Genomic DNA, 26,137 nt, shown 5'->3' on the forward strand with positions numbered 1-26,137 from the left:
AACCCTTCGAGCGTACCCGCGTTGGCGTCCTGCCCGTCCTGCTGGTTGGATTGCGGGCCATGCGGTTGTTCGGGCGCAAGAGCGAGCCGGTTGACCCGGCGGTGGCGATCTCCGAGTTCTGGGCGTGGTGGGCCGAGGCCCGCCCGCGGGTGGAGGCAGCCGACGACAAGGCGGAACTCATGGCCCCCGCCGTGGCGGCCGTCGACCCCGGCCTCGTCTGGGAGATCGGCAACGGCCGCGGCAGCCTCTTCTCCCTCGTGGTGAGCTCGGCCGCCAACCCGGAACTGCGCTCCCTGGCCCACCGCTGGGCCAAGGCCGCCCCCGAACCCGACGCGATGTGGGAATACCACCCCTCCCGCCAGGCCGCGTCCATCCCGGCGGACGTACGCTTCCCCGCCGGCCCCCACGAGTTCGACATGGCCAGATTCGTCGTGGCGCTGCGCGTGCCCCCGGGCAGCCCCCGGGTCGACATCTCCGCCTACCACCCGATCTTCGAGGACATCGACGACGACACCCGCATGGAGACCGCCATGCTGGCCCTCGACCGCCTCCTCGGCGAAGACGACGTCGCCCGCTGGGTCGGCGACATCACCGCCGCCCAGATCGAGCCCATCGACGCCCTCCCCGCCATCCACCTCCCCGCCGTCGTGGCCGACGTGGCCGAAGGCTTCCAGGACGAACAGTGGGCCCTCCTCGAAGGCACCACGGCCCGCGGCAAGAAACTCACCGCCACCGCCAGATATCCGCTGCGCCCCGTCGACTATCCCCTCTACGACCACCACATCGCCATCACCCTCCCCTACCGCAAGAGCGACCCCGACGGCCTCCCCGCGGGCGACTCCCTCGACGCCCTCAACGCCTTCCACCAGACCCTCACCGCGGCGCTCGGCCCGGGAGTGGTGGCCGCCCACGTCAGCTCGGAGGGCGTCCGAACCTTCCACGTGTACGCCGACCCGACGGGCACCACGGAACGCGCGGTCCGCGACCTGGTCTGGAAAGAGGGCCGTCCGGCGATCGTGGCCTCCATGGACCCGGAATGGTCGGCTGTGGCGCATTTCCTCACGTAGTTGGATGGCGCGTGGTGTGACGCGCGTGCTCCGCACGCGCGGCTTTCGCGTGGTTGACAGCGCGTGCTTCGCACGCGCGGCCTGAGCGCTTGGATCCGGTGTCTTCCCTCGTCGCTCCGGTTCGCTTCGCTCTCCTGCGCTCCTCAGTCCAGACACCGGCGCGCTCAGGCAGAGCATGTCTAGACCTGGATATTTCGCGTCCAGCCCAAACGGGGCAGACTGCCCGGCTGGCTTCCCTGAAATCCGGCTCGTCAGAGTGGCCAGCTTGGATACTTGAAGGTGGCTCACCGGTGGGCCGGCCTGGCCTACGAAAGGCCTGGCTCGGGGGCGGGCTGACGTGGATTCACGACAGGCTCAGGTCGTCGGCGGCCAGGCCTGGCTTACGAGGACCTGGCTCGTCAGACGGGCTGGCTTGGCCAACGAAAGCCTGGCTCGGCGGGCAGGCTGGATTGAATTTACGAGAGGCTTAGTTCGTCGGCGGGCCGGCTTGGCCTTCGTAAGTCTGGCTCGGTGGGCGGGCTGGATTGAATTCACGAACGGCTTAGTTCGTCGGTAGGCCGGCTTTGCTGAGGAAGGCTTGGCTTGTCGGGCGGGTCGGCGTGGATTCACGAGAGGCCGGCTCGGCGGGCGCGTTCTACCACTCCGCCGATCACTTCGCCGACTCGTTCGACGTCTTCGAGGGTTGAGGTGTGGCCGAGGGAGAAGCGCAGTGAGCCTCGGGCCCTTGCGCCGTCCTGGCCCATGGCCAGGAGCACGTGGGAGGGCTGGGCGACGCCCGCTGAGCAGGCCGAGCCGGTTGAGCACTCCACGCCCTTGGCGTCGAGGAGCATCAGGAGCGCGTCGCCCTCGCAGCCGGGGAAGGTGAAGTGGGCGTTGCCGGGGAGGCGGTCGTTCAGGTCGCCGTTGACGACCACGTCGGGGACCGCCGCGCGGACCTTGGAGATCAGCAGGTCCCGTAGTTCGGTGAGGCGGGTGGCCAGGGCGGCGCGCCGTTCGACGGCGAGCCGCACCGCCGTGGCGAATCCGGCGATGGCGGGGGCGTCGAGGGTGCCGGACCGCACGTCTCGCTCCTGTCCTCCGCCGTGGAGGACGGGCACCGGGTCGACGCCGCGCGCCAGCAGCAGCGCGCCGACGCCCATCGGGCCGCCGACCTTGTGGCCGGAGATGGTCATCGCGTCGACCCCGGAGGCGGTGAAGTCGACGTCGAGCTGCGCGACCGCCTGGACGGCGTCGGTGTGGAAGGGGACTCCGGCCTCGTGGGCGATCGCCGCCAGTTCGTGGATCGGCTGGACGGTCCCGACCTCGTTGTTGGCCCACATGACGCTCACCAGCGCCACGTCGTCGCCGATCGCGGCCCGCAGCGTCTCGGGGCGCACCCGGCCGTCGCCGTCGACGGGCAGCAGTTCGACCTGCGCCGACTGGTGGTCGGCCAGCCAGTGGGCCGGGTCGAGCGCGGCGTGGTGTTCGACCGCGCTCAGCAGCACGCGGGGACGCTGCCTCGCCCAGAACAGCCCCTTGATCGCCAGATTGTCGGCCTCGGTGCCCCCGGCCGTGAAGACGACCTCGCTCGGCCGGGCGCCGAGAGCGCAGGCGATGGTCTCGCGCGACTCCTCGACTATGCGGCGGGTGCGGCGACCGGCGGCATGCAGTGACGAGGCGTTTCCGACCCGGGAGAGTTCCGCCACCATCGCCTCAACCGCCTCGGGCACCATCGGCGTGGTCGCGGCGTGATCCAGGTAGGCAGTTCGCACCGAACAAGCGTATCCGCAGTGAAAGCCGACTCCATCGCGGGGAATTGGTGGTCGCCCACTACGGCCCGGGCCGTAAGGGCGACCTGAATCGGTCTGCCCGCCCGACAGCGGGCGGAAACCCTCCGTTCACGTAGCGGACAGTGACCAAAGGGCCAGGATCGACTCCCACCACCCCGCGACCTGCACCACCACCGATGCCGCCGACATGAACGACACAATCCCCATCCCGCCCGACGACCACCGCCAGTGACACTCCCACCGCCCCCGACCATCACCGCGCAGGCCGCGCGGCCTCCACCGCCGATGAGGCCAACTCACCCCTCAGGCCACCGGTTTGCACCGCTCCCGCCACTACGAGCCCGCCCTCGGGACATCCACTCACGTCAGAAAGGGCGTCGGGCCCTTGGCCCGACGCCCTTTCTCCAAACACCTGTTCTACTTGCGCTTGGTGATCTCGTCGATCAGTTGCGGCAGGACCTTGTGAAGGTCGCCCACCACGCCGAAGTCGGCGATCTCCCAGATCGGGGCCTGGCCGTCCTTGTTGATGACCACGATGGTCTTGGCCGTCTGCATGCCCGCCCGGTGCTGGATCGCTCCGGAGATGCCCGCCGCGATGTACAGCTGCGGGGCCACGGTCTTGCCGGTCTGCCCGACCTGGAACTCGTGCGGATACCAGCCCGAGTCGGTCACCGCACGGGACGCGCCGACGGCCGCGCCCAGCGAGTCGGCCAGCTGCTCGATGATCGAGAAGTCGGCGCCGACGCCGCGTCCGCCGGAGACCACGATGGCGGCCTCGGTGAGTTCGGGGCGGGAGCTCGACTTCTCCTTGACACGTTCGACCACGCGCGCCGCGCGGGCGGCGTCGGTGAGGGCGACGTCGACCTTCTCCTCGGTCCCGGCCCCGGCGGTGGCCACCGGCTGGGTCGAGTTGGGGCGCAGGGCGATGATCGGGGTGCCCTTGGCGACCTTGCTGTGGACGACCACGCCGCCGCCGAAGACGGGCTGCTCGGCCACGAAGCCCTCGGCCACGCCGACCGCGTCGGTGATGACGCCGCTGTCGGTCTTGATGGCCAGGCGGCCCGCGACCTCCTTGCCCTCGGTCGTCGAGGCGACCAGGACGGCCGCCGGCGACCGGCTGCCGACCAGCGAAGCGAGCAGTTCGGCCTTGGGGGCCACCAGGTAGTCGGCGATGTCGGCCGAGTCGGCGACGTAGATCTTCTCCGCGCCGTATTCCGACAGGCGGGCCTTGGCGACGTCGGTGTAGCCGGGACCGGCCCACACGGCCGACGGCTCGCCGAGCGTGCGGGCCAGGGTGAGGAGTTCGAGGGTGACCTTCTTGATCTCGCCGTCGATCTGTTCGACGAGCACCAGGATCTCTGCCATGTCAGCCCTCCCTTAGATGAATTTCTTCGACACGAGGAACTCGGCCGCCTGGGTGCCGCCGTCGCCCTCGTCGTTGACCACGACGCCCTTGCCGCGCGGGGGCGCGGCGGTGAAGTCGGACACCACGCTCCAGGCGGCGGCGAGGCCGATCTGGGCGGGGTCGATCTCCGCGTCGGCGATGCCGATCTTCTCGATCGGCTTCTTCTTCGCCGCCATGATGCCCTTGAACGACGGGTAGCGCGGCTTGAAGGGGTCGGGCTTCTCGACCACGGACACGACGGCGGGCAGCGTGGCCTCGACCTTGTCGTAGCCGTAGTCGGTCTGCCGGTGGATGGAGATCGCGGAGCCGTCGACCTCGATCTTGCTGGCGAGCGTCAGCTGGGGCACGCCCAGGCGCTCGGCGAGCATCGCGGCCAGCATGCCGGTCCGGGCGTCGGTCGACTCGGAGCCCAGGATGACGACGTCGAACCCGATCTTCTTCAGCGCCTGGGACAGCGCGTAGGAGGTCGAGAGGGCGTCGGAGCCGTGGAGCGCCTCGTCGGAGAGGTGGACGGCCTTGTCGGCGCCCATGGCGAGGGCCTTGCGGATGGCGTCGGTGGCCTGGTCGGGCCCCATGGTGAGGACCGTCACCTCGCCGCCGTAGGCCTCTTTCAGCTTCAGCGCATCCTCGACCGCGTATTCGCAGAGCTCGTTGATGACCCCGTTGGCGCTGCGGTCGAGCGTGCTGTCATCGGACCTGAGCTTGCGCTCGGTCGCGGTGTCGGGAACCTGCTTCACGCAGACGACGATGTTCATGGCCGGTGGCCGACCTCCCGTACTCAGACGGCTCGCGCCGCAAGCGGACGACTACTCAATTTGTTACCCGCGAGTAGCTTACCTGCAAACCCCGCGTACGGGGCACTTGCCATCACCATACCGAATTATGTTCTGGAGGTGTCGGGCGGGGGTGGGTCAGCCGGCCAGGGCGAGCAGGCCCAGCGCGAAGAACAGCGCGCCCACGGCCAGCAGCAGGATGAACGTGCTGAAGAAGGTGCTCAGCACCCACCAGAGCACGATCGAGCCCGCGATCGCCGACAGGTCGAGGACGACCCTGCCCCTGGCCTTCGCGGCCAGGCCGAACATGGCGTCGATGAGGAGCGCCAGACCGTACACGACGAGAAGGAGGAGGGAGGCCTCGGGAAGGTGTTCGCGGCCGGTGGCGGCGAGCAGGCCGACGACGGCGCAGGTGCCGATCACCCAGCGGCGGCGGACCACGTCGGCGCGGCGGGCGCGGGCGATCTCCGACGGGGAGCGGGTCTCGGGCGGTGGCGGGGCCGCCTTCAGTTCGACCGTCTCCTCCTCCCGGTGGACGCTCCGGGCCGGGACCGGACGCTGGGCGCCCAGGCGGGTGAGGAGCTGGGCGGCCGTCGGGCGGGCCGCCGGGTCGGTCGCGAGGGCGTCGCGCAGGATCGGGACCAGCCACGACGGCACCCCCGACAGGTCGGGCTCATGGTGGACCACCCGGTAGGCGACCGCGGGGGCCGGGCCGAGACCGTAGATCGGACGGCCGGTCGCGGCGTAGGCGACCGTCGCGGCGAAGGCGAACACGTCGGCGGGCGGGCCCGCGTCCTTGCCTTCGAGGACCTCGGGGGCCAGGTAGCCGGGGGTGCCGACGACCGCGCCGGTGTCGGTCACCGAGACCAGGTCGAGCGCGGAGGCGATGCCGAAGTCGATGAGGAACGGCTCGCCATCGGCCAGCATCACGTTGGCCGGTTTCAGGTCGCGGTGGACGATGCCCGCGTCGTGGATCGCGACCAGCGCCTCGGCCAGGCCGCGGGCCAGCCGCAGCAGGTCGGCGTCGTCGTCGACAGGGCCCTCGGCGACGATCGTCGACAGGGCCCGGCCGGGGACGTAGCGGGTGACGATGTAGGGCCGCTCGCCCTCCAGCGACGCGTCGAGGACCTCGGCGATGTGCGGCCCGCGGACCCGCAGCATCGTCTCGACCTCGCGCGCCAGCCGCGTGATGGCCGAGCCGTCGGCGGCTATGTGGGGGTGGAGCACCTTCACCGCGACGGTACGGCCCTCGGCGTCGAGCGCCAGGTGGACCTCGCCGAAGCCGCCCTTGCCCAGAGGGGACAGCAGCCGATAGGGACCGGCGTTTGAGACGCTCGACTCCACCAGCTGCTCCCTTCAGGATTCACGAGTGATCGTGCCCCGTGGCGGGCTGTGGCTCACTTCCCGACGAGGAATCCCAGTCCGATCTGGCTCATCAGGTCTTCGAACAGGCCGGTGATCAGGTTGACCGCCGTGTCCTGTCCCTTGCCGAGACCGGCGACGAGGTCGTCGATCACGGCCGACGGGGGCCGCCAGGGCGTCCAGACCGCTTCGGCCGACAGCGCGGTCATCACGATGAAGAACGCCAGCGTGCCGAAGACCAGGGTGACCACCATGCCCGCGCCGGGGCTGCGGATGACGCCCGCGAGGGCCCGCTGCACCGCCTGGCGCGGCTTGCGCCCGCCCGGCAGCAGGAACAGCCCGCCGACGAACGCCGCCGCCGCGTAGGCCGCCGCGCCGTCGGTCGTCAGGCCACCCCCGTAGCGGAGCACGCCCCACACGCAGATGCCGAACAGGATGCCCAGCGGCACGTGGATCACGGTCGCGAGCACCGCCTTGACCAGCGCCCACGGGGTGCCCAGGACGGCGCGCATCGGGTCGGAGCCACTGGCGCCCCGGATCGAGCGGCGCTCACTCATGTCGCCGACCAGCGAGTTGCCCACCCGCAGGCAGAGCACCAGCACGATCGCGAACAGGCTCACCATCACCGGCAGCAGGCACGCCGCGCCGACCAGCACCGCCAGCATCAGCGCCGCCATCACGGGGTGGCTGGTCTTGTAGCGCGGCCGGTCGGGCTGGGCCTGCGGTTCCGGGTAGGGCGGCCTGGCCTGCGGCGGAGGCGCGGACCGCTGCTGGGGCGCCGGGAATCCGGCCACCCGCTGGTCGGGGTAGGGCGGCGGCGCGAACTGCGGCGGCGGCTGGTAGGGCGGCACGGACGCCGGGACGTAGGGCGGCGGCTGCGAGGAGGAACCCGACCGGCGCTGCTTCGGCGGCCGGGGGTCCCGCTCGGGCGCGACGTAGTTGACCGGCGGCAGCAGGTCGGAGAACGTCTCGCCGCCGCGGGGCCGGGGCGCGTCGTCGAGCACGCGCGTGCCGTCGCTCAGCACGTGAGTGCCGTCACCCAGGACGCGGGTACCGTCGGTGAGCACCCTGGTTCCGTCGTTGAGGACCCGGGTGCCGTCGGCCAGCACCCGCGTCCCGTCGGAGAGCACGCGGGTGCCGTCGGGCTGCTGGTTGCGCTGGACGGCGGTGCCGCCCTCCTTGAAGATCGTCACCGACGGGTCGAGGGCGCGCGAGAGCTTCAGCAGCGACCCGGCCGTGGGCCGGGCGGCCGAGTCGGTCGCCAGCGCCAGGCGCAGCCAGCCGCGCAGGAACGCGGGCGCGGCCTCGACCTGGGCCTTGCCCTCCAGGATGTTGTAACAGACCGCTTCGAACGTTCCCTGGCCGAACGGCGGCTTGCCCGTCGCGGCGAAGAACACGGTCGCGGCCAGCGCGTGGACGTCGGCCGCCTGGGTGATCTCGCTGTCGCGGATGATCTCCGGGGCGAGGTAGCCGGGCGTGCCGACGAACATGCCCGTCTGGGTCAGCCGGGTGGCGTTGACCAGGTGGGCGATGCCGAAGTCGATGACCAGCGGCTCGAACGTGCCCGAGCCGTCGTCGACGAGCATCACGTTGGCCGGCTTGAGGTCGCGGTGGATGACGTCGGCGTGGTGGATCGCCACCAGCGCCTCGCAGAGCCCCCGCGCCAGCCGGCACAGGTCGTCGCCCTTCAGCGGGCCGTCTTCGAGCACCCGCTGCTCCAGCGTGCGCCCCGGGGCGAAGCGGGTGACGATGTAGGGCGTCGCGCCCGTCAGGTCGGCGTCGAGCACCGCGGCGACGCGGTTGCTGCGCACCCGGCGCATCGTCTCGACCTCGCGGGTGAGACGGTCGCGCGCCTTCAGGTCGGAGGCGACGTGTGGGTGGAGGACTTTGACGGCTACCTGGCGGTCATCGGAGTCGAGTCCCAGATGGACGACGCCCATCCCGCCCTCGCCCAGTCGCCGGAGCAATCGGTATGGACCGATCCGCTCCGGGGCTTCCGTTGCGGCCACCTATGACCCCCCTGGTCCTGATTTCCTTAACTCCGTCAGCCGGTCCACCAGCGTGGGCAGATCGAAACCCCAGATCAGGCCTGCCGTGTGGTTGTCGGGACTGAGTGACAACAGCGCCACTCCCCCGAGGACGACCGCCACCACCCCCACTATGGCGGCGATCCCGATCGCCATCCCCCTGGTCGGGAACAGCGATGCCAGCGTACGTCGTACCTGGCGGGTGGGCGCCTCGACGGCGGGACCGGCGCAGATCGTCCAGAGGGCGACCGCGACGCCCCAGCCGAGCGTGGCGTTGATGTCCATCTTGGTGAGCACCGTCAGCAGGAGCGTGACGGGAATGCCGAGGATGAGCCCGTAGAAGATGAGCCCGATCGTCGCGCCGGCCGACTTGACGAGCGCGGCGGGCTCGCTGAGCACCCGGAACACGTCGCCCGCCGCCGCGCTCACCTGCCGCTTGCCGTTGAGCTGCGGCTGCGCGATGTCGGCGGCCCGGAAGAGGATGACGCTCGGGATGATCAGCAGCGCCGCCAGCGTCGGCGCGATGGCCGCGCCCCCCAGGAGCGCGATCTGCATGAGCACGCCGGCCACGCCGTAGGCCCTGGACCGCTGGAGCATCGCGCCCGGACGCGCGCCCGGGTTGTGCAGCGGCGGGGGCGGCGGGACGCGCAGCGTCTCCAGGAACGGGGCCGGCTTGGGCTGGTGGACCTGGGGCGTGCGCTCGTAGTGCTCCGCGGCCTGGTTGAAGAACGCCTGCTGCGCGTTCGGGTGGGACTGGCGCAGTTCCTCGGGCGAGACCCGCCGGGTCGGCAGGTCGCCGTCGCGTGGCTGGTTCCAGCCGCCCTCGCCCGCGCGGCGGGTCGGCAGGTCGCCGTCGTTCCAGCCGCTCTGCCCGCCCGGCAGCCGGGTCGGGATGTCGCTCTCCCCGGACAGACCGGCCCGGCGCAGGTCCTCACCGGTGACCCGGACCGTCGGGAACGGATCGCCGCCGCCCCGGCCGGGCACGTGCCCGGGGCCGGAGGGGTTGACGGCCTGCCGCGGCGCGGTCGGCTCGGCGACGCCGGGGTTCTGGCCCAGGTTCTGACCGGTGTTCGGAGGCGGGTTCTGGCCTGGACGAGGCTGTCCGGCATATCCGGAGGGCCCGGTGCCGGGACCCGGCTGGTTCGACGGGCCGGTGCGAGGGCCCTGCTGGTGAGCGGGGCCCGTGCCGGGGCCGGGCTGGTGCATGCCCGTGCTCGGGTAGGACGGGTTGTTCGGCCGGTTCGGGGGGCCGGGCATGGTCGGCCGGACGTCGCTCGTCGGGAGCGGCTCGGCCGGGCCCGGGTGGCCCGCGAACGGGGTGTCGTTGAGGAGGGAGACGTACTCCTCCTGGGACGGCTGGCGCCGTACGACCGGGGTGATCAGCGGGTTGGCCTTCTGACCGGCCACCGGCTGGTTGACCTGGTCGGTCGACGGGGGCCGCGGCGCGGGCGGCGGGCCGTCGAGGCCGAGCACCGCGATCGGCTGCCCGGTCTGGTCGTCGATGTTGGGCACCGTCGTGATCTCGTCGGGCACCCGGGGCCGGCGGGCCTGCGGCATCAGCCGGGCCACCTGCTCCCGCAGCTCGACGGCGCGGGGCCGCCGGGAGGGGTCGCGGTGGAAGGCCGCGCGCAGCACCGGCTGGACCACGGCGGGGGCGGCGTCGATGTTCGCCTTGCCCGACGTGATGTTGAAGAAGATCATCTCCAGGGTGCCCTTGCCGAACGGCGGCAGGCCGGTGGCGGCGTAGAGCAGGGTCCCGGCCCAGGCGTGCACGTCGACCTCGGGACCCGCCTCGTGGCCCTCGATGATCTCGGGGGCCAGGTAGCCGGGCGTGCCGATGAACATGCCGGTCTGGGTGAGCCGCGTGGAGTCGACGGCCTGGGCGATGCCGAAGTCGATCAGCACCGGCTCGCCGTCGAGCATCAGCACGTTGCCCGGCTTGAGGTCGCGGTGGATGACCCCGGCCGCGTGGACGGCGGCCAGCGCGTCGGCCACGCCGTAGGCGACCTTGAGGATCCCTTCGACGGTCAGCGGACCGTCGTGCTTGATGAGGTCGTCGAGGGGCTTGCCGGGGACGTAACGCGTCACGATGTAGGGCCGGTGGCCCGTCACGTCGGCGTCGAGGACCTCCGCGATGTACGGGTTGCGCACCCGCCGCATCGTCTCGACCTCACGGGAGAGCCGGCGCCGCGCGGTGTCGTCACCGGCGACCTCCGGGCGCAGCACCTTGACGGCCACCTGCCTGCCGTGAGGATCGAGGGCCAGGTGGACCACGCCCATGCCGCCTTCACCGAGCCGCCGGAGCAGCCGGTAGGGGCCAAGTCGGTCGTCCTGATTCATGCCTTAAGCACCATACCGACTAAAACACCGCCCATGAGTGAACCATCAGGCCACATTCCTGCCCTGTACAACGGCAGGATTGGTCCAACGGTTTCCCACCCTACGGTCACAAAGTGAGCAACAGCACCTCGCCACGAGTGGCGGTGACGAGATCACTACCGGAAAGCGCCAGCTTGGACCGGCGAAGCCCGCTGCCGATGACGACGAAGTCGCGGCGGGTCACGTTTTCGTCAACGAGCACCGGCCAGCCCTCCGGAAGGCCGATCGGGGTGATCCCGCCGTATTCCATCCCGGTCCGTGAGACGGCGTCGTCCATCGGGGCGAAGGAGATCTTCCGGGCGTCGAGGTGGCGGCGGACGATCCCGTTGATGTCGGCCCGGTGGGTGGCCAGGACCATGACGGCGGCGTAGCGGGTCTCGCCGCCGCGCTTGGCCGCCACGACGACGCAGTTGGCCGAGTCGTCGAGGGAGACGCCGTACTTCTCGCAGAAGGCGGCGGTGTCGGCCAGGTCCGGGTCGATGGGCGCGACCTTCAGGTCGACCTTCAGGCCGGGCACGGCCTCGGCGACCGGCCCGGCCAGCAGATCGAGGTGGTCGGCGGCGGGGACCCAGCTCAGCATCAGTTCTCCTTCAGCGCCCTTTCGTGGATCAAGAGCACTGCCTTGCGTGCGGACTCGAAGGCCCCAGCCTGCCAGGCCGCCAGGTCGGTGAGCCAGTCGCCGGCCAGGTAGACGCGCCCGTGGGCCGGTTCGACGAGGCCGCCCTGGAGCCCGGCCGTGAACATGCCCTCGATGTGCGGCCTCTTCCGCCACGACATCGAGACGCTCGACAGCAGGTCCTTGCGGTAGGCCGGGCCGTGCACCTTCTCGCCCTCGCGCAGCGCGCGCTCCAGGCGGGCGGCGGGCGGCAGGGCGTCGTAGGAGTCGGCGTTCTCGAGCAGGTGGTAGTAGCCGACGACCAGGCCGCGGCGTTCGTGGAAGCCGTGGGAGGGATACCAGATGGTGCGGATGTCGAGGTCGGTCTCGGTGGTGCCGCCGTAGATGTTCTCGTCCAGCTCCCACCAGCGGCGGCCGTACTCCAGGCCGAGTTTGGAGCCGGAGAAGTTGAAGCCCGAGGTCAGCTTCCGGACGAGGTCGGGCGGGAGGGTGCCGGGGATGCGGGCCAGCAGGTGCGGGGGCAGGGTGGCGACGCAGAAGTCGGCCTTGATCGAGCCGTTCCGGTGTTCGACGACGACCTCCCGGCCCTCGTCGGTGATCCGCGTGGCGGGGGTGCCGGTCCTGATCCGGTGGCGGCCGACGTTGGCGGCCAGGGCCTCGACGATGCGGTCCATGCCGCCGACCGGCTGGAACATGGGCATGGCCTGGTCGTGGGCGAGGTCCCAGAACAGGGCCTGCGGGATGCGGTAGCCGAGCACCTCGGCGACCGGCGGGATCGGGCCGGTGTCGGCGCGGCGTTCGCCGCCCTCGTAGGTGAGCTGCTCGCCGAGCTGGCCGAACTCGCGCAGCAGGTCGAGCAGGTCGGTCTTGTCGGCCGCCGTCAGGTCGGCGTCCAGCGCGCCCTGGTTGGTCGCCTTGGCCAGCAGTTCGCCCAGGTAGCCGTAGGTGTCGGCGCGGGCGGTGCGGTAGCGGACGGTCTTGCCACCGGTGTACACGTAGGCGTCGGCGTTGGAGTTGACGAAGACCTCCAGCGGAACGCCCAGCTCGCGGCAGTAGTCCATGGTGATCATCCACTGGGCGATGCGGGCCGGGCCGGCGTTGAAGTAGGTGCCGTCGCGGAAGCCCGCCCTCTGGGTGACGCCGTCTATCTCGGTGATCTCGTCGCCGCCGCGCAGCGTCAGGTTCCGGCCGCCGATCCTCTTCGCGGCCTCCAGGATGGTGACGTCGTACCCGGCCTTGCGCAGTTCGTAGGCGACCGCGAGGCCCGCGACGCCGGCGCCGAGGACCACGACGCGCTTGGGAGAGCGGCCGGTCAGCGAGAAGTCGCCGGCTTGCGGGGCCCGGAACGCGTGGGCCTGGCTGTTGGGGACCAGGCCCAGGGCCCCCATCGCGGCCAGCATGGTGCCGGCGCCGCCGACGGCGCCCAGTCCGGCGAGCAGGGCCCGGCGGCTTAACTCACCCGTCATCCATACACACCGCTTCCACAGGCGACCTGACCGGCGATCATGGCGTATATCCCGAACAGGGCCATGATCTCCCGATAGTCGGTCGTTGTGAACTCGGTGTGCCTTGCCCCGTTGCGCCGGGTTCCCGGGATGATCCCGCAGGCGGAGGCGATGGCGGTGCTGTTCCACTCCACTTCGAGCGTGTACGGCGGCTCGACGACGTAGGGCCGGAAGTCCGGCAGGCGGTTCAGGGCCCTGGCCGCCCCCTCCTCGATCTTCCGCTGCGCCACCTCGATCGGCAGCAGTTCGGCGGCGAACATGTCGATGCCCGTCTTCACCGCGACGGTCTCGACGTCGCCGAGCAACTCGCGGGCCTCGTCGCAGACCGCCTCGTCACCGGTGACCAGCGCGACCGGCACCCCGACGAACCCGGCGTAGGCGGCCACCAGCCGGGTCTCGCCGCAGATCTCGCCGTTCAGCGAGACGTTCTGGATCTCCTTGCCCATCCACGTGTGGTTGAGCACGCCGTGGGAGACCCCGGCGCGCGCGTGGTAGCCCGCGAAGACCGCCGCGTCGAAGCCCTCGACGAGGCCCTGGGCCATGCGGTGGGGCTTGCCGGAGCCGCGGATCAGGGTGGCGCGGGTGTCGAGCCGGTCGACGCGGAGGTTCCTGGTCGAGCCGTGGGCGTCGTTGACCAGCACCTGCGTCGCCCCGGCCGCGAACGCGCCCCGGACGACGGCGTTGGCGTCGCCGGTCATGAACTCACAGCCGCGTTCGTAGCCCCGGCCGCCGTGGTGCATCTCCTCGGGATCGGTGAGCCCGGTGACGCCCTCCATGTCGACGGACAGGTAAACCCGCATCAGTAGCTCCGCAATCGATCGACCTCACGGCGCAGCGCCAGCACTTCCCGGCGCAGCATCTGGATCTCCCACAGGGCCTCCTTGATGTCCTGGCGGTGGTCGGCCCGGGTGACGTACCGGGCGTCCACTCGGACGCGGACGGCCCGGCGGAGCCGGGGCGGGGCGAGCACACGCAGGACGAGGCGGAGGACGGGCCGCATGACGGGAAACCCTATCCGGAGTGGACGGGAACGTTCCGCCCTAATGGTCACGATAACCGCACGAACCGGCCCTCCCACCAGGGAAGACCGGTCCGTGAGGTAGATCCTTAGCGAAGGGTGCCGTTGGTCATCCCGGCGGGCTCCTCCGGAACCGCGATCAGGCCGAGCTCGGCGGGCGAGGCCATCAGCGGGTGGAAGGGCACCACCCGGACCGAGTAGCCGAACGCGCCGGTCCGGTCGAGCGGGATCACGCCGGTGAAGATGGCGTGGCCGTCGTCGTCGAGCGAGCCGACGGTCAGCTTCACGTGGTTGGGCTCGATCAGCTCGTCGTGCTGGCCGACCCGGCCGTAGGCGGCCTGGACCTCGACGTCGTCGGGTGACAGCTCGCCCAGCGCGATCGTGGCGTTGACCTCCATGGCGGCCCCCAGCTCCGGGGTGTCGCCGATGCCGGCCGTCTCGACGTGCTCGACCCGGACGGCGGGCCAGGCCTGCGAGACCCGCAGCTTCCAGGCCGCGAACGCCTTGGCCTGGGCGTAGCCGTCGCCCGACAGGGCGCGCGCGGCCCCGGCCGCCGGGCTGTAGAGGTCGACGACGTAGTCGCGCAGCATCCGGCCGGCCAGGACCTTGGGCCCGAGCGAGCTGAGGGTGTGCTTGACCATCTCCAGCCACCGGCGCGGCAGGCCGTCGGCGGCCCGGTCGTAGAACCGGTCGGCGACCTCGCGCTCGATCAGGTCGTAGAGGGCCGAGGCCTCCAGTTCGTCACGCCGGTCGGGGTCGTCGACGCCGTCGGCGGTCGGGATGGCCCAGCCGTTGTTGCCGTCGTACCACTCGTCCCACCAGCCGTCGCGGATGGAGAGGTTCAGGCCGCCGTTGAGCGCGGCCTTCATGCCGGAGGTGCCGCACGCCTCCAGCGGGCGCAGCGGGTTGTTCATCCAGACGTCGACGCCCTGGACGAGGAGCTGGCCGACGGTCATGTCGTAGTCGGGCAGGAAGACGATGCGGTGCCGCACGTCCTCCATGTCGGCGAACTTGATGATCTGCTGGATGAGCTTCTTGCCGCCCTCGTCGGCGGGGTGGGCCTTGCCGGCGATCACGATCTGGACCGGCTTGTCCGGGTCGAGCAGCAGCGAGCGCAGCCGCTCGGGGTCGCGCAGCATCAGGGTGAGCCGCTTGTAGGACGGCACCCGGCGGGCGAAGCCGATGGTCAGCACGTCGGTCGACAGGGCCTCGTCGGTCCAGGTCAGCTCGGCGTCGGAGGCGCCGCGCTGCCGCCACGACCTCCGCAGGCGCTTGCGGGCGTCGTTGACCAGGTTGGCGCGCAGCTGCCCCCGGATGGTCCACAGGTCGGCGTCGGAGAGCTTCTGCACGCCCTCCCAGCCCTGGGCGCGCTCGACGATGGTCGGCAGCTCCTTGCCGGCCAGCTCCATGACCTCGCGGCCGACCCACGTCGGGGCGTGGACGCCGTTGGTGATCGAGCCGATCGGGATCTCCGACAGGTCGAAGCCCGGCCACAGGCCCTGGAACATCCCCCGGCTGACCTCGCCGTGCAGGACCGAGACGCCGTTGACCCGCTGGGCCAGGCGCATGCCCATGACGGCCATGTTGAAGACGGCCTTCTCGCCGTCGCCGCCGTGGGACTCGGGCTCGGCGCCGAGGGCGAGGACGCGGTCGACCGGCACGGTCGGCCAGGCGTTGTCGCCGCCGAACTGGCGGGCGATCATGTCGGCCGGGAAGCGGTCGATGCCGGCCGGGACCGGGGTGTGGGTGGTGAAGACCGTGCCGGCGCGGACCGCTTCGAGCGCCTCGTCGAAGGACAGGCGGGCCTCGGTGAGCTCGCGGATGCGCTCCAGGCCGAGGAAGCCGGCGTGGCCCTCGTTGGTGTGGAAGACCTCCGGCTCGGCGTGTCCGGTGATGCGGCAGTAGGCGCGGATGGCGCGCACGCCGCCGATGCCCAGCAGGAGCTCCTGGAGCAGGCGGTGGTCGCCGCCGCCGCCGTAGAGGCGGTCGGTGACGTCGCGGGCGGCGGCGTCGTTGTCGGCCACGTCGGAGTCGAGCAGCAGCAGCGGGATGCGGCCGACCTGGGCGACCCAGATCTGGGCGTGCAGGCCGGTGCCGCCGGGGAGGCTGATGCGGATGCGCGCGGGGGTGCCGTCGTCCTCCTTGAGGAGGGTCAGCGGGAGGCCGCCCGGGTCGAGCGACGGGTAGTGCTCCAGCTGCCAGCCCTCGGGCGACAGCGACTGGGTGAAGTAGCCGTGGCGGTAGAGGAGCCCGACGCCCAGGATCGGCACGCCGAGGTCGGAGGCGGCCTTCAGGTGGTCGCCGGCCAGGATGCCGAGACCGCCCGAATACTGGGGAAGGGCGGCGGCGATGCCGTATTCGGGAGAGAAGTAGCCGACGGCGGCGGGCGCGTTCTCCAGCGTCTGGTACCACCGCGGCGCCGTCATGTACTCACGGAGGTCGTCGGCGGCGTCGGCCACCCGGCGCAGGAACCGCCGGTCCTGGGCCAGAGCGCGGAGCCTCTCGGCCGAGACGGCGCCGAGCAGGGCCACGGGGTCGTGTTCGACCCGTTCCCACACCTCGGGGTCGACCTCGGCGAACAGGTCCATCGTCTCCGGGTGCCACGACCAGCGGAGATTCTGGACCAGCTCGCCAAGCGGGGCGAGCTCGGCCGGAAGGACGGTACGGACGGTGAACCTGCGTATAGCTCTCACGTGGCCAGACCCTAGGGGATCGGAGGGAGTGGATGTGGACGGAACGCCGCCTGACCGGCGACGGCACCGGGACATCTCACCATTGGCATACCTGCTCAAACATCACCGTCAGCCGCGGCGGGCAGTGATACGTGTACGCCACACGAACCTCCGGGGACCCGTGGATGACACACGTGTTTGACCGGCCGGACTGACTTTCCTTCTGGCGGGTAAAGGGGGAGCATTAGGGCAACTCCAGTATGAGCGAGTGGCCCGGTCAGCGGGCCGTGGTTCGTGCTGCCCCAAGACAGAGCAAAGATCGACAATTGCCCCGTGGACTCCGGCGGTACCGGGCGTGCCGTCGCTACGTTGAGAAACGATGATCGGAAGAATCCCAATCCAGGACATCCATCCCGTCGTCGACTGCGGGAAGCGACCCGCCAAGGCCGCCGCCGGGGAATCCTTCGAGATCACCGCCGTCGTGTTCCGTGAGGGGCACGACGCGGTGGCCGCAGGGGTCGTGCTCTTCGACCCCGACGGCGTGCCCGGTCGCCTGAGACCGATGCGGGAACTGGCGCCCGGCACCGACCGGTGGGGCGTCGACGTCACGCTGCCCTCGGAGGGATTGTGGTCCTACCGCGTCGAGGCCTGGAGCGACCCGATCGCCACCTGGCTCCACGACGCCGGGATCAAGATCCCGAGGGGCCTCGACTCCGATCTGATGTGCGAGGAGGGCGCGCGGCTGTTCGACCGCGCCGCCAAGGCGGTCCGCGCCGCCGACTGCCCGGACGCCCCGGCCAAGCCTCGCAGGACCGTGGCCAAGACGCCGGCGAAGGCGCCCGCCAGGGCGCGTAAGGCCGATCCGGTCTGCGGCCACCGGGCCGCGCTCCAGGCGATGGCCGCCCGGCTCCGCGACGACGACGTCGACCCGCGGGCCCGCTTCGCCGCCGCCCAGCTCCCGGAGACCCAGGCGCTGATCGCCGCCCACCCGCTGCGTGAACTGGTGACCCGGACCGTCCGCCACAAGGTCATGGTCGACCGCAGGCGGGCGCTGTTCGGCTCCTGGTACGAGTTCTTCCCGCGCTCCGAGGGCGCGATCATCGAAGAGGGCGTCGCCCCCAAGTCGGGCACGTTCAAGACGGCCGAGAAGCGTCTCCCGGCGGTCGCCCAGATGGGCTTCGACGTGGTCTACCTGCCGCCGATCCACCCGATCGGGGTGGCCTACCGCAAGGGCCCGAACAACACCCTGACGCCGGAGGTCTACGACCCGGGCAGCCCGTGGGCGATCGGCGCGGAGGAGGGCGGTCACGACGCGATCCACCCGGATCTGGGCACGATCGAGGACTTCGACTCCTTCGTGGCGCGGGCCCGCGAGCTGGGCATGGAGGTCGCGCTCGACTTCGCGCTCCAGTGTTCGCCCGACCACCCCTGGGTGAAGGAACACCCCGAGTGGTTCAACATCCGGGCCGACGGGACGATCGCCTACGCCGAGAACCCGCCGAAGAAGTACCAGGACATCTATCCCCTGAACTTCGACAAGGACCCCGAGGGCATCTACCTCAAGATCCGCGAGGTGCTGCGCTACTGGATGGACCACGGGGTGCGCATCTTCCGCGTGGACAACCCGCACACCAAGCCGGTGTCGTTCTGGGAGCGGCTGCTGCGCGACATCCGCACCACCGACCCCGACGTGCTGTTCCTGGCGGAGGCCTTCACCCGGCCGGCGATGATGAAGACGCTCGGGCGGATCGGCTTCCACCAGTCGTACACCTACTACACGTGGCGCAACACCAAGCCGGAGCTGGAGGAGTACCTCTCCGAGCTGTCCCACGAGACGGCCCACTTCATGCGGCCGAACCTGTTCGTCAACACGCCCGACATCCTGCACGAGTACCTTCAGCACGGTGGCCTGCCCGCGTTCCGGATCCGGGCCGTGCTCGCCGCCATGCTGTCGCCGACCTGGGGCGTCTACTCGGGGTACGAGCTGGGCGAGAACGTCCCGGTGCGCCCGGGCAGTGAGGAATATCTCGACAGCGAGAAATACCAGTACCGTCCACGGGACTGGCAGGCGGCGGAGCGTGAGGGCCGGAGCCTGGCACCGTTGATCACGCAGCTGAATTTGTTCAGAAGAGCCCACCCGGCGCTGCAGGAATTGCGTAATCTACGGTTTCACAGCGTCGACCAGCCGGCCGTGATCTGCTTCTCAAAGCGGCTGCCGGGCGCCTACGACACGGCCACACGAAGGCACGCCATAGGCGACGTCGTGCTGACTGTCGTGAATCTTGACCCACACAACACCCATGAGGGCACCGTCTTTCTGGACATGCCGGCCCTGGGTCTCGACTGGCATGCCGAGTTCGTCGTCGACGACGAGCTGTCCGGCGAGTCGTACCGCTGGCGGCAGTCCAACTACGTGCGCCTCGATCCGCATGTCAATCCCGCACACATCTTCACGCTGCGTCACGGGTCAGCGCACCGCCCTTAATCCGCAGCCCTGCACCAACCGGGGAGTCCACAGGTGAGCGTTACGACACCTCAGCCGAGTCCGCAGAATCAGCCGAACCAGCCGATTCCGAACACCTTCACGCACGAGAAGCCGCGCGACGCGTTCTGGTACAAGCGCGCCGTCTTCTACGAGGTGCTCATCCGCGGTTTCGCCGACTCCAACGGTGACGGCACGGGCGACATCAGGGGCCTGATCGACAAGCTCGACTACCTCGAGTGGCTCGGCGTCGACTGCCTCTGGCTGCTGCCGCTCTACGAGTCGCCGCTGCGTGACGGCGGTTACGACATCGCCGACTTCATGAAGATCCTGCCCGACTTCGGTGACCTGGGTGACTTCATCAAGCTGGTCGACGAGGCGCACAAGCGCGGCATCCGGGTCATCGCCGACCTGGTCATGAACCACACGAGCGACCAGCACCCGTGGTTCCAGGCCAGCCGGCACGACCCGACCGGCCCGTTCGGCGACTTCTACGTCTGGAACGACGACGACGAGCTGTACAAGGACGCCCGGATCATCTTCATCGACACCGAGTCGTCCAACTGGACCTACGACCCGGTCCGGCAGCAGTACTACTGGCACCGGTTCTTCCACCACCAGCCCGACCTGAACTACGAGAACCCCGACGTGCAGGAGGCGATGCTGGAGGTCCTGCGCTTCTGGCTGGACCTGGGCATCGACGGCTTCCGCATGGACGCCATCCCCTACCTGTTCGAGGTCGACGGCACCAACTGCGAGAACCTGCCGGCCACCCACGCCTACCTGAAGCGGGTCCGGGCCGAGATCGACCGGCTCTACCCCGACCGGGTGCTGCTGGCCGAGGCCAACCAGTGGCCGAGCGACGTGGTCGAGTACTTCGGCGACCCGGTCACCGGCGGCGACGAGTGCCACATGGCGTTCCACTTCCCGCTGATGCCGCGCATCTTCATGGCGGTCCGCCGGGAGTCGCGCTACCCGATCTCCGAGATCCTGGCCCAGACGCCGAAGATCCCGGAGAACTGCCAGTGGGGCATCTTCCTGCGCAACCACGACGAGCTGACGCTCGAGATGGTGACCGACGAAGAGCGCGACTACATGTACTCCGAGTACGCCAAGGACCCGCGCATGCGGGCCAACGTCGGCATCCGCCGGCGGCTGGCCCCGCTGCTCGACAACGACCGCAACCAGATCGAGCTGTTCACCGCGCTGCTCATGTCGCTGCCGGGCTCCCCGGTGCTCTACTACGGCGACGAGATCGGCATGGGCGACAACATCTGGCTGGGCGACCGCGACGGCGTCCGCACGCCGATGCAGTGGACGCCCGACCGGAACGCCGGGTTCTCGGACTGCGACCCGGGCCGCCTCTACCTGCCGGTGATCATGGACCCGATCTACGGCTACCAGGCGATCAACGTCGAGGCGCAGCAGAAGCACTCCGGTTCGCTGCTCCACTTCACCAAGCGGATGATCGAGATCCGCAAGCGTCACCCCGTCTTCGGGCTGGGCGACTTCACCGAGCTCAACTCCTCGAACCCGAGCGTGCTGGCGTTCGTCCGCGAACTGGGCGACGACCGCGTGCTCTGCGTCAACAACCTGTCGCGGTTCCCGCAGCCGGTCGAGCTGGATCTGCGTCGATTCGAGGGGGTTTCACCCATCGAGGCCACGGGTAACGTCCCGTTCCCCCCGATTGGCGAACTTCCGTATCTTTTGACGCTTCCGGGGCATGGGTTCTATTGGTTCACCATCCCGCCGTCGTCCCGGGAGGAATAGAAAGTGCTTGCCGAGCTCCTTACCGGATGGATCGCCGATCAACGATGGTTCGCCGGTAAGGGGCGTCCGATCGACGATCTGTCGATCGAGCAGACCGTCCCGCTCGTGGACGGCGACCCCGCCCTGGCCCACCTGATCGTCTCGGTGCGCCAGGGTGATCGCACCACCCGGTACCAGCTTTTGCTGGGCCTGCGCGACTCGCTGCAGAGCAGGTTGCGCCACGTCTACATCGGCCGCTGCGAGTGGGGCGGCCGCGAACGCGACATATACGACGCCGCCCACGACGCCGAGCTCATGGGCCGGCTGCTCCACGGCATCGCCGACGACGCGACCGTCGGCCCGCTGACCTTCCACCGCGCGCCCGGCGTGGAGATCGACACCGCCCAGCGCAGCCTGGTGATGACCGCCGAGCAGTCGAACACCTCGATCGTCTTCGGGGACCAGTACATTCTCAAGCAGTTCCGCGTGGTCATCCCCGGGATGAACCCGGAGCTGGAGATCGTCCGCGCGCTGGCCGACGAGGAGTCGCACCATGTGGCCCGGCCCTACGGCTGGATCGAGGGAAAGGTCGACGGGGAGCCCACCACCCTGGCGATCATGCAGGCGTTCCTCGGGGGCGCCAGCGAGGGCTGGGCGATGGCGCTGACCAGCGTCCGCGACCTCTACGCCTCCCCGCGCGAGGTGACCGCGGCCGACGCCGGGGGCGACTTCGCCGGCGAGGCCGAGCGGCTCGGCGTCGCCACCGCCGAGGTCCACCGCGAGCTGCGCGAGGCCTTCGGCCACGACGTCCTGCGCCCCGACGAGATCCACCGGATGGCCGAGGGGTTCCGGGCCGCGCTGGAGCGGGCGGTCGAGGAGGTCCCGTCGCTGGCCGACCACGCCGACGTCGCGCGCGAGGCCTACGACCTGCTGGCCGCCGTCGACGAGGCGGTGCCCGTGCAGCGGGTGCACGGCGACTACCACCTGGGTCAGGTCATGCGGAGCATGACCGACTGGATCGTGCTGGACTTCGAGGGTGAACCGGGGCAGCCGCTGGCCGAGCGCCGCGCGCTCCACTCGCCGCTGCGGGACGTCGCGGGCATGCTGCGCTCGTTCGAGTACGCCGCCCGCCACCTGCTGGCCGACCATCCCGACGCCGAGACGCTGGAAGACCGGGCCGAGGAGTGGGCGGTCCGCAACCGGGCCGCGTTCCTGTCCGGTTACACGAAGTCGGGCGGCGACCTGCGCCCCGCCGACGTCGTGATGATGCGCGCCCTGGAGCTCGCCAAGGCCGTCTACGAAGTGGTCTACGAGGCGCGCAACCGGCCGTCCTGGCTGCCGATCCCCCTGGCGGCGTTCACCACGAAACATTGAGAGTTGGAATATGAGGAACGACTTGGACCGTCTCGCCGGCGGCGCCCACCACGATCCCCATTCGATCCTCGGGGCCCACATGACGGGCGAGGGCGTGGTCATCAGGGTGCTGCGGCCGTTCGCGGAGAGGGTCGAGGCGCTGGTCGACGGGGAGGTCCATCCCCTGGAGCACGTCGAGTTCGGGATCTTCGAGACCCTGCTCGAAGGCCTGGACAAGATCCCCGCCTACCGGCTGCGGGTCAAGTACGAGGGCTCCGACCCGGTGGAGGCCGGTGACCCCTACCGCCACTGGCCGACCCTGGGCGAGGTCGACCTCCACCTGATCGGCGAGGGCCGCCACGAGCGTCTGTGGGAGGTGCTCGGCGCGCGGCCGCTGACCCACGAGGACGAGGAGGGCACCGCGTTCGCCGTCTGGGCGCCCAACGCCCTGGGCGTGCGGATGATCGGTGACTTCAACCACTGGAACGGCGGCGGCCACCCGATGCGGTCGCTGGGCTCGTCCGGGGTGTGGGAGCTGTTCATCCCCGGGGTGGGGGCCGGGACGCGGTACAAGTTCGAGATCCTCGGCGTCGACGGGGTGTGGCGGGGCAAGGCCGACCCGATGGCGCGGCGCACCGAGGTGCCGCCGCTGACCGCCTCGGTCGTCGACGAGTCGTCCTACACCTGGAACGACGAGGAGTGGATGGCCTCCCGCCCGACCCGGGACGCGCTCAAGGAGCCGATGTCGACCTACGAGGTGCACCTGGGCTCCTGGCGCCCGGGGCTGTCCTACCTCGAACTGGCCGACCAGCTCACCTCGTACGTGACGGAGATGGGGTTCACCCACGTCGAGTTCATGCCGGTCGCCGAGCACCCCTTCGGCGGCTCGTGGGGCTACCAGGTGACCTCCTACTACGCGCCGACCTCCCGGTTCGGCACGCCCGACGAGTTCCGGGCGCTGGTCGACGCGCTCCACCAGGCCGGCGTCGGGGTCATCGTCGACTGGGTGCCCGCCCACTTCCCGATGGACGAGTGGGCCCTGGCCCGCTTCGACGGCACCCCCCTGTACGAGCACGCCGACCCCCACCGCGGCGAACACCCCGACTGGGGCACCTACGTGTTCGACTTCGGCCGCCGGGAGGTGCGCAACTTCCTGGTCGCCAACGCGGTCTACTGGCTGCGCGAGTTCCACATCGACGGCCTGCGCGTCGACGCGGTGGCCTCGATGCTCTACCTCGACTACTCCCGCCGCGACGGCGAGTGGACGCCCAACCAGTTCGGCGGGCGCGAGAACCTCGACGCGATCGAGTTCCTCAAGGAGATGAACGCCGTCGCCTACCGCGAGGCCCCCGGCATCGTCACGATCGCCGAGGAGTCGACCGCGTGGCCGGGCGTCTCCCGGCCCGTGCACCTGGGCGGTCTCGGCTTCGGCTTCAAGTGGAACATGGGCTGGATGCACGACACCCTGTCCTACCTCGCCCACGAGCCGATCTACCGCCAGTACCACCACCACCAGCTCACGTTCTCGCTGATGTACGCCTACTCAGAGAACTTCGTGCTGCCGCTGTCGCACGACGAGGTCGTCCACCTGAAGGGCTCGCTGCTGGGCAAGATGCCCGGCGACGAGTGGCAGCGCTTCGCCAACCTGCGCGCCCTCTACGCCTTCATGTGGGCCCACCCCGGCAAGCAGCTGCTGTTCATGGGCGGGGAGTTCGGCCAGGGCGGCGAGTGGTCGGAGTCCAAGGGCCTCGACTGGTGGGTGCTCGACTTCGACTTCCACCGGGGCGTCCAGAAGCTGGTGCGCGACCTGAACGCGCGCTACAAGGAGACCCCGGCGCTCTACACCCAGGACGGCAACCCCGAGGGGTTCCGCTGGATCGACGCCGACGACTTCTCGGGGAACGTGTTCTCCTTCGTCCGCTACGGCGCCGACGGCTCGGCGCTGGCCTGCGTGACGAACTTCTCCGGCGGCCCCCACGAGGACTACCACCTGGGTCTTCCCGAGGGCGGGACCTGGACGGAGGTGCTCAACACCGACGCCTACGAGTACGCCGGCAGCGGCGTCGGCAACCTCGGCGAGGTGATGGCGAGCGAGGTCGAGCACCACGGGCTGCCCTACTCGGCGCGGCTGCGGGTGCCGCCCCTCGGCACGATCTGGCTGAAGAAGCAGGCTTGACAGGGGCCCCTTCGGGGGCCCTTTCTTATGTGAACCTTAAGTGCAGATTAATCCCCTTACCGGGACGTTGACCGGCGTCAGAACATGGCCTTAGCCTCAGGAGTACTAATAGGAAACTTTCCTAAGAATTACCCCCCGGGAGCGTTCCTTGCGACGTATCACCATCGGCTCGCTGATCGCCGCGGCGGCGCTGCTCGTGCCGTTCGGCTTCGGCCAGGCCGCCGCCGCCACTCCTGCCACCGCCACGTACGCCGTCGACCAGGACTGGGGCACCGGCTTCCAGGGCAAGGTCACCGTGAAGGCGGGCGACACGGCCCTGTCCACGTGGACGGTCGAGTTCGATGTGCCGAGCACCACGACCATCAGCTCCGCGTGGGACGCCGACATGGTCAGGTCGGGCAACCACTACACGTTCACCAAGAAGGGCTGGGCCGGCCCGCTCGCCGCCGGGACCTCCGCGAGCTTCGGCTTCATCGGCGCCCCGGGCGGCCTCGCGGCGGTCCAGAACTGCAAGCTCAACGGCGCCCCCTGCACCGGCGGCCCGGTGAACCCGTCGCCGACGCCCACGGTCACCCCGACCGTCACGCCGACGCCGACCCCCACGCCGACGCCCACGCCCACCGTCACCCCGCAGCCGGGCGGCAAGAAGGTCATCGGCTACTTCACCAACTGGGGCGTCTACGGCCGCCAGTTCTACGTGAAGAACCTGCACACCAGCGGCTCCGCCGCGAAGCTGACTCACATCCTGTACGCGTTCGGCAACGTCCAGAACGGCCAGTGCACGATCTCCGACAGCTACGCCGACTACGAGATGGCCTACACCACGGCCAACTCGGTCGACGGCGTCGCCGACACGTGGGACCAGCCGCTGCGCGGCAACTTCAACCAGCTCCGCAAGCTCAAGGCGATGTACCCGGGCCTGAAGGTGATCTTCAGCATCGGCGGCTGGACCTACTCGGGCGGCTTCACCCAGGCCGCCGCGAACCCGACCGCGTTCGCCAACTCCTGCTACAACATGGTCGAGGACCCGCGCTGGGCCGACGTCTTCGACGGCATCGACATCGACTGGGAGTACCCGAACGCCTGCGGCCTCAGCTGTGACGCCAGCGGCTTCTCCTCGTTCAAGAACGTCATGCAGGCCCTGCGCGCCCGCTTCGGCAGCAGCGCCCTGATCACCGCCGCCATCACCGCCGACGGCACCAACGGCGGCAAGATCGACGCCGCCGACTACGCCGGAGCCGCGCAGTACCTCGACTGGTACATGCCGATGACCTACGACTACTTCGGCGCGTTCGCCGCCCAGGGCCCGACCGCCCCGCACTCGCCGCTGACCAGCTACACCGGCATCCCGACCCAGGGCTTCCACAGCGACGCGGCGATCCAGAAGCTCAAGTCGAAGGGCATCCCGGCGAGCAAGCTGCTGCTCGGCATCGGCTTCTACGGCCGGGGCTGGACCGGCGTCACCCAGTCGGCCCCCGGCGGCACCGCCACCGGCGCGGCTCCCGGCACCTACGAGGCCGGCATCGAGGACTACAAGGTCCTCAAGACCCGCTGCCCGGCCACCGGCACGGTCGGCGGCACGGCCTACGCCCACTGCGGCAACCAGTGGTGGAGCTACGACACCCCGTCGACCATCGCCGGCAAGATGACCTACGCCAAGAACCAGGGCCTCGGCGGCGCGTTCTTCTGGGAGACCAGCGGCGACACCGCCAACGGCGAACTGATCACCGCGATCAGCAACGGCCTGAAGTAGACCTCCTCTCACGGCTGAACGGCTCCGCGCC

At 70.2% G+C, this 26,137-nt stretch carries 17 protein-coding genes; 6 read left to right on the top strand and 11 right to left on the bottom strand.

Annotation, left to right across the window (positions count from 1 at the left end):
- Positions 1–59: 59 nt before the first annotated feature.
- Positions 60–1,067 carry a DUF695 domain-containing protein gene (locus tag AW270_RS22460; RefSeq protein WP_061297096.1) on the top strand — a complete coding sequence of 336 codons (1,008 nt, stop codon included), beginning with the start codon at positions 60–62 and terminating at the stop codon, positions 1,065–1,067.
- Between the two features lie 605 nt (positions 1,068–1,672).
- Here AW270_RS22460 and AW270_RS22465 read toward each other — a convergent pair.
- From AW270_RS22465 to glgP, 11 genes are all read right to left on the bottom strand, one after another.
- On the bottom strand, positions 1,673–2,818 hold the full coding sequence (locus AW270_RS22465; protein ID WP_082801755.1) for a cysteine desulfurase family protein: 1,146 nt from the start codon (positions 2,816–2,818) through the stop codon (positions 1,673–1,675).
- A gap of 435 nt (positions 2,819–3,253) precedes the next feature.
- Positions 3,254–4,201 (bottom strand): electron transfer flavoprotein subunit alpha/FixB family protein, encoded by a 948-nt coding sequence (locus AW270_RS22470; protein ID WP_061297098.1) that lies wholly within the window; start codon positions 4,199–4,201, stop codon positions 3,254–3,256.
- A 12-nt stretch (positions 4,202–4,213) separates the two neighbouring features.
- The gene (locus AW270_RS22475) at positions 4,214–4,996 is read right to left on the bottom strand and encodes an electron transfer flavoprotein subunit beta/FixA family protein (RefSeq protein WP_061297099.1); all 783 of its coding nucleotides are present in this window, start codon (positions 4,994–4,996) and stop codon (positions 4,214–4,216) included.
- A 156-nt stretch (positions 4,997–5,152) separates the two neighbouring features.
- Complete coding sequence (locus tag AW270_RS22480; RefSeq protein ID WP_061297100.1) at positions 5,153–6,358, bottom strand: serine/threonine-protein kinase; 1,206 nt, start codon at positions 6,356–6,358, stop codon at positions 5,153–5,155.
- Between the two features lie 53 nt (positions 6,359–6,411).
- Complete coding sequence (locus tag AW270_RS22485; protein ID WP_061297101.1) at positions 6,412–8,385, bottom strand: protein kinase domain-containing protein; 1,974 nt, start codon at positions 8,383–8,385, stop codon at positions 6,412–6,414.
- The gene (locus AW270_RS22490; protein WP_082801757.1) at positions 8,386–10,743 is read right to left on the bottom strand and encodes a serine/threonine protein kinase; all 2,358 of its coding nucleotides are present in this window, start codon (positions 10,741–10,743) and stop codon (positions 8,386–8,388) included.
- 106 nt (positions 10,744–10,849) lie between these two features.
- Positions 10,850–11,362: a YbaK/EbsC family protein gene (locus AW270_RS22495; protein WP_061297103.1), complete on the bottom strand. Its 513-nt coding sequence runs from the start codon at positions 11,360–11,362 to the stop codon at positions 10,850–10,852.
- Positions 11,362–12,864 (bottom strand): flavin monoamine oxidase family protein, encoded by a 1,503-nt coding sequence (locus tag AW270_RS22500; protein WP_061297104.1) that lies wholly within the window; start codon positions 12,862–12,864, stop codon positions 11,362–11,364. Before AW270_RS22500 ends, AW270_RS22495 begins: the two co-directional genes overlap by 1 nt.
- Positions 12,861–13,703: a M55 family metallopeptidase gene (locus AW270_RS22505; protein ID WP_061297105.1), complete on the bottom strand. Its 843-nt coding sequence runs from the start codon at positions 13,701–13,703 to the stop codon at positions 12,861–12,863. Before AW270_RS22505 ends, AW270_RS22500 begins: the two co-directional genes overlap by 4 nt.
- Positions 13,703–13,903, bottom strand: coding sequence for a hypothetical protein (locus AW270_RS22510; protein WP_061297106.1), 201 nt, complete (start codon positions 13,901–13,903; stop codon positions 13,703–13,705). Before AW270_RS22510 ends, AW270_RS22505 begins: the two co-directional genes overlap by 1 nt.
- Before the next feature lie 107 nt (positions 13,904–14,010).
- Positions 14,011–16,614, bottom strand: a complete 2,604-nt coding sequence (gene glgP, locus AW270_RS22515) for an alpha-glucan family phosphorylase (RefSeq protein WP_061297107.1) — start codon at positions 16,612–16,614, stop codon at positions 14,011–14,013.
- A 358-nt stretch (positions 16,615–16,972) separates the two neighbouring features.
- On the opposite strand from glgP, the gene AW270_RS22520 reads away from it, so the two are divergent.
- The 5 genes from AW270_RS22520 (at position 16,973) to AW270_RS22540 (ending at position 26,106) form a co-directional block, all read left to right on the top strand.
- Entirely contained in the window at positions 16,973–19,078 is a 2,106-nt protein-coding gene (locus AW270_RS22520; protein WP_061297108.1) for an alpha-1,4-glucan--maltose-1-phosphate maltosyltransferase, read from the top strand.
- A 33-nt stretch (positions 19,079–19,111) separates the two neighbouring features.
- Positions 19,112–20,845, top strand: a complete 1,734-nt coding sequence (treS, locus tag AW270_RS22525; RefSeq protein WP_061297109.1) for a maltose alpha-D-glucosyltransferase — start codon at positions 19,112–19,114, stop codon at positions 20,843–20,845.
- A 3-nt stretch (positions 20,846–20,848) separates the two neighbouring features.
- Positions 20,849–22,198: a maltokinase N-terminal cap-like domain-containing protein gene (locus tag AW270_RS22530; RefSeq protein ID WP_061297110.1), complete on the top strand. Its 1,350-nt coding sequence runs from the start codon at positions 20,849–20,851 to the stop codon at positions 22,196–22,198.
- A gap of 10 nt (positions 22,199–22,208) precedes the next feature.
- Positions 22,209–24,353 carry a 1,4-alpha-glucan branching protein GlgB gene (gene glgB / locus AW270_RS22535; protein WP_061297111.1) on the top strand — a complete coding sequence of 715 codons (2,145 nt, stop codon included), beginning with the start codon at positions 22,209–22,211 and terminating at the stop codon, positions 24,351–24,353.
- 148 nt (positions 24,354–24,501) lie between these two features.
- Positions 24,502–26,106, top strand: a complete 1,605-nt coding sequence (locus tag AW270_RS22540; RefSeq protein ID WP_245674803.1) for a glycosyl hydrolase family 18 protein — start codon at positions 24,502–24,504, stop codon at positions 26,104–26,106.
- Positions 26,107–26,137: the final 31 nt, after the last annotated feature.

The organism is Herbidospora cretacea, assembly GCF_001570605.1.
GTDB lineage: Bacteria > Actinomycetota > Actinomycetes > Streptosporangiales > Streptosporangiaceae > Herbidospora > Herbidospora cretacea.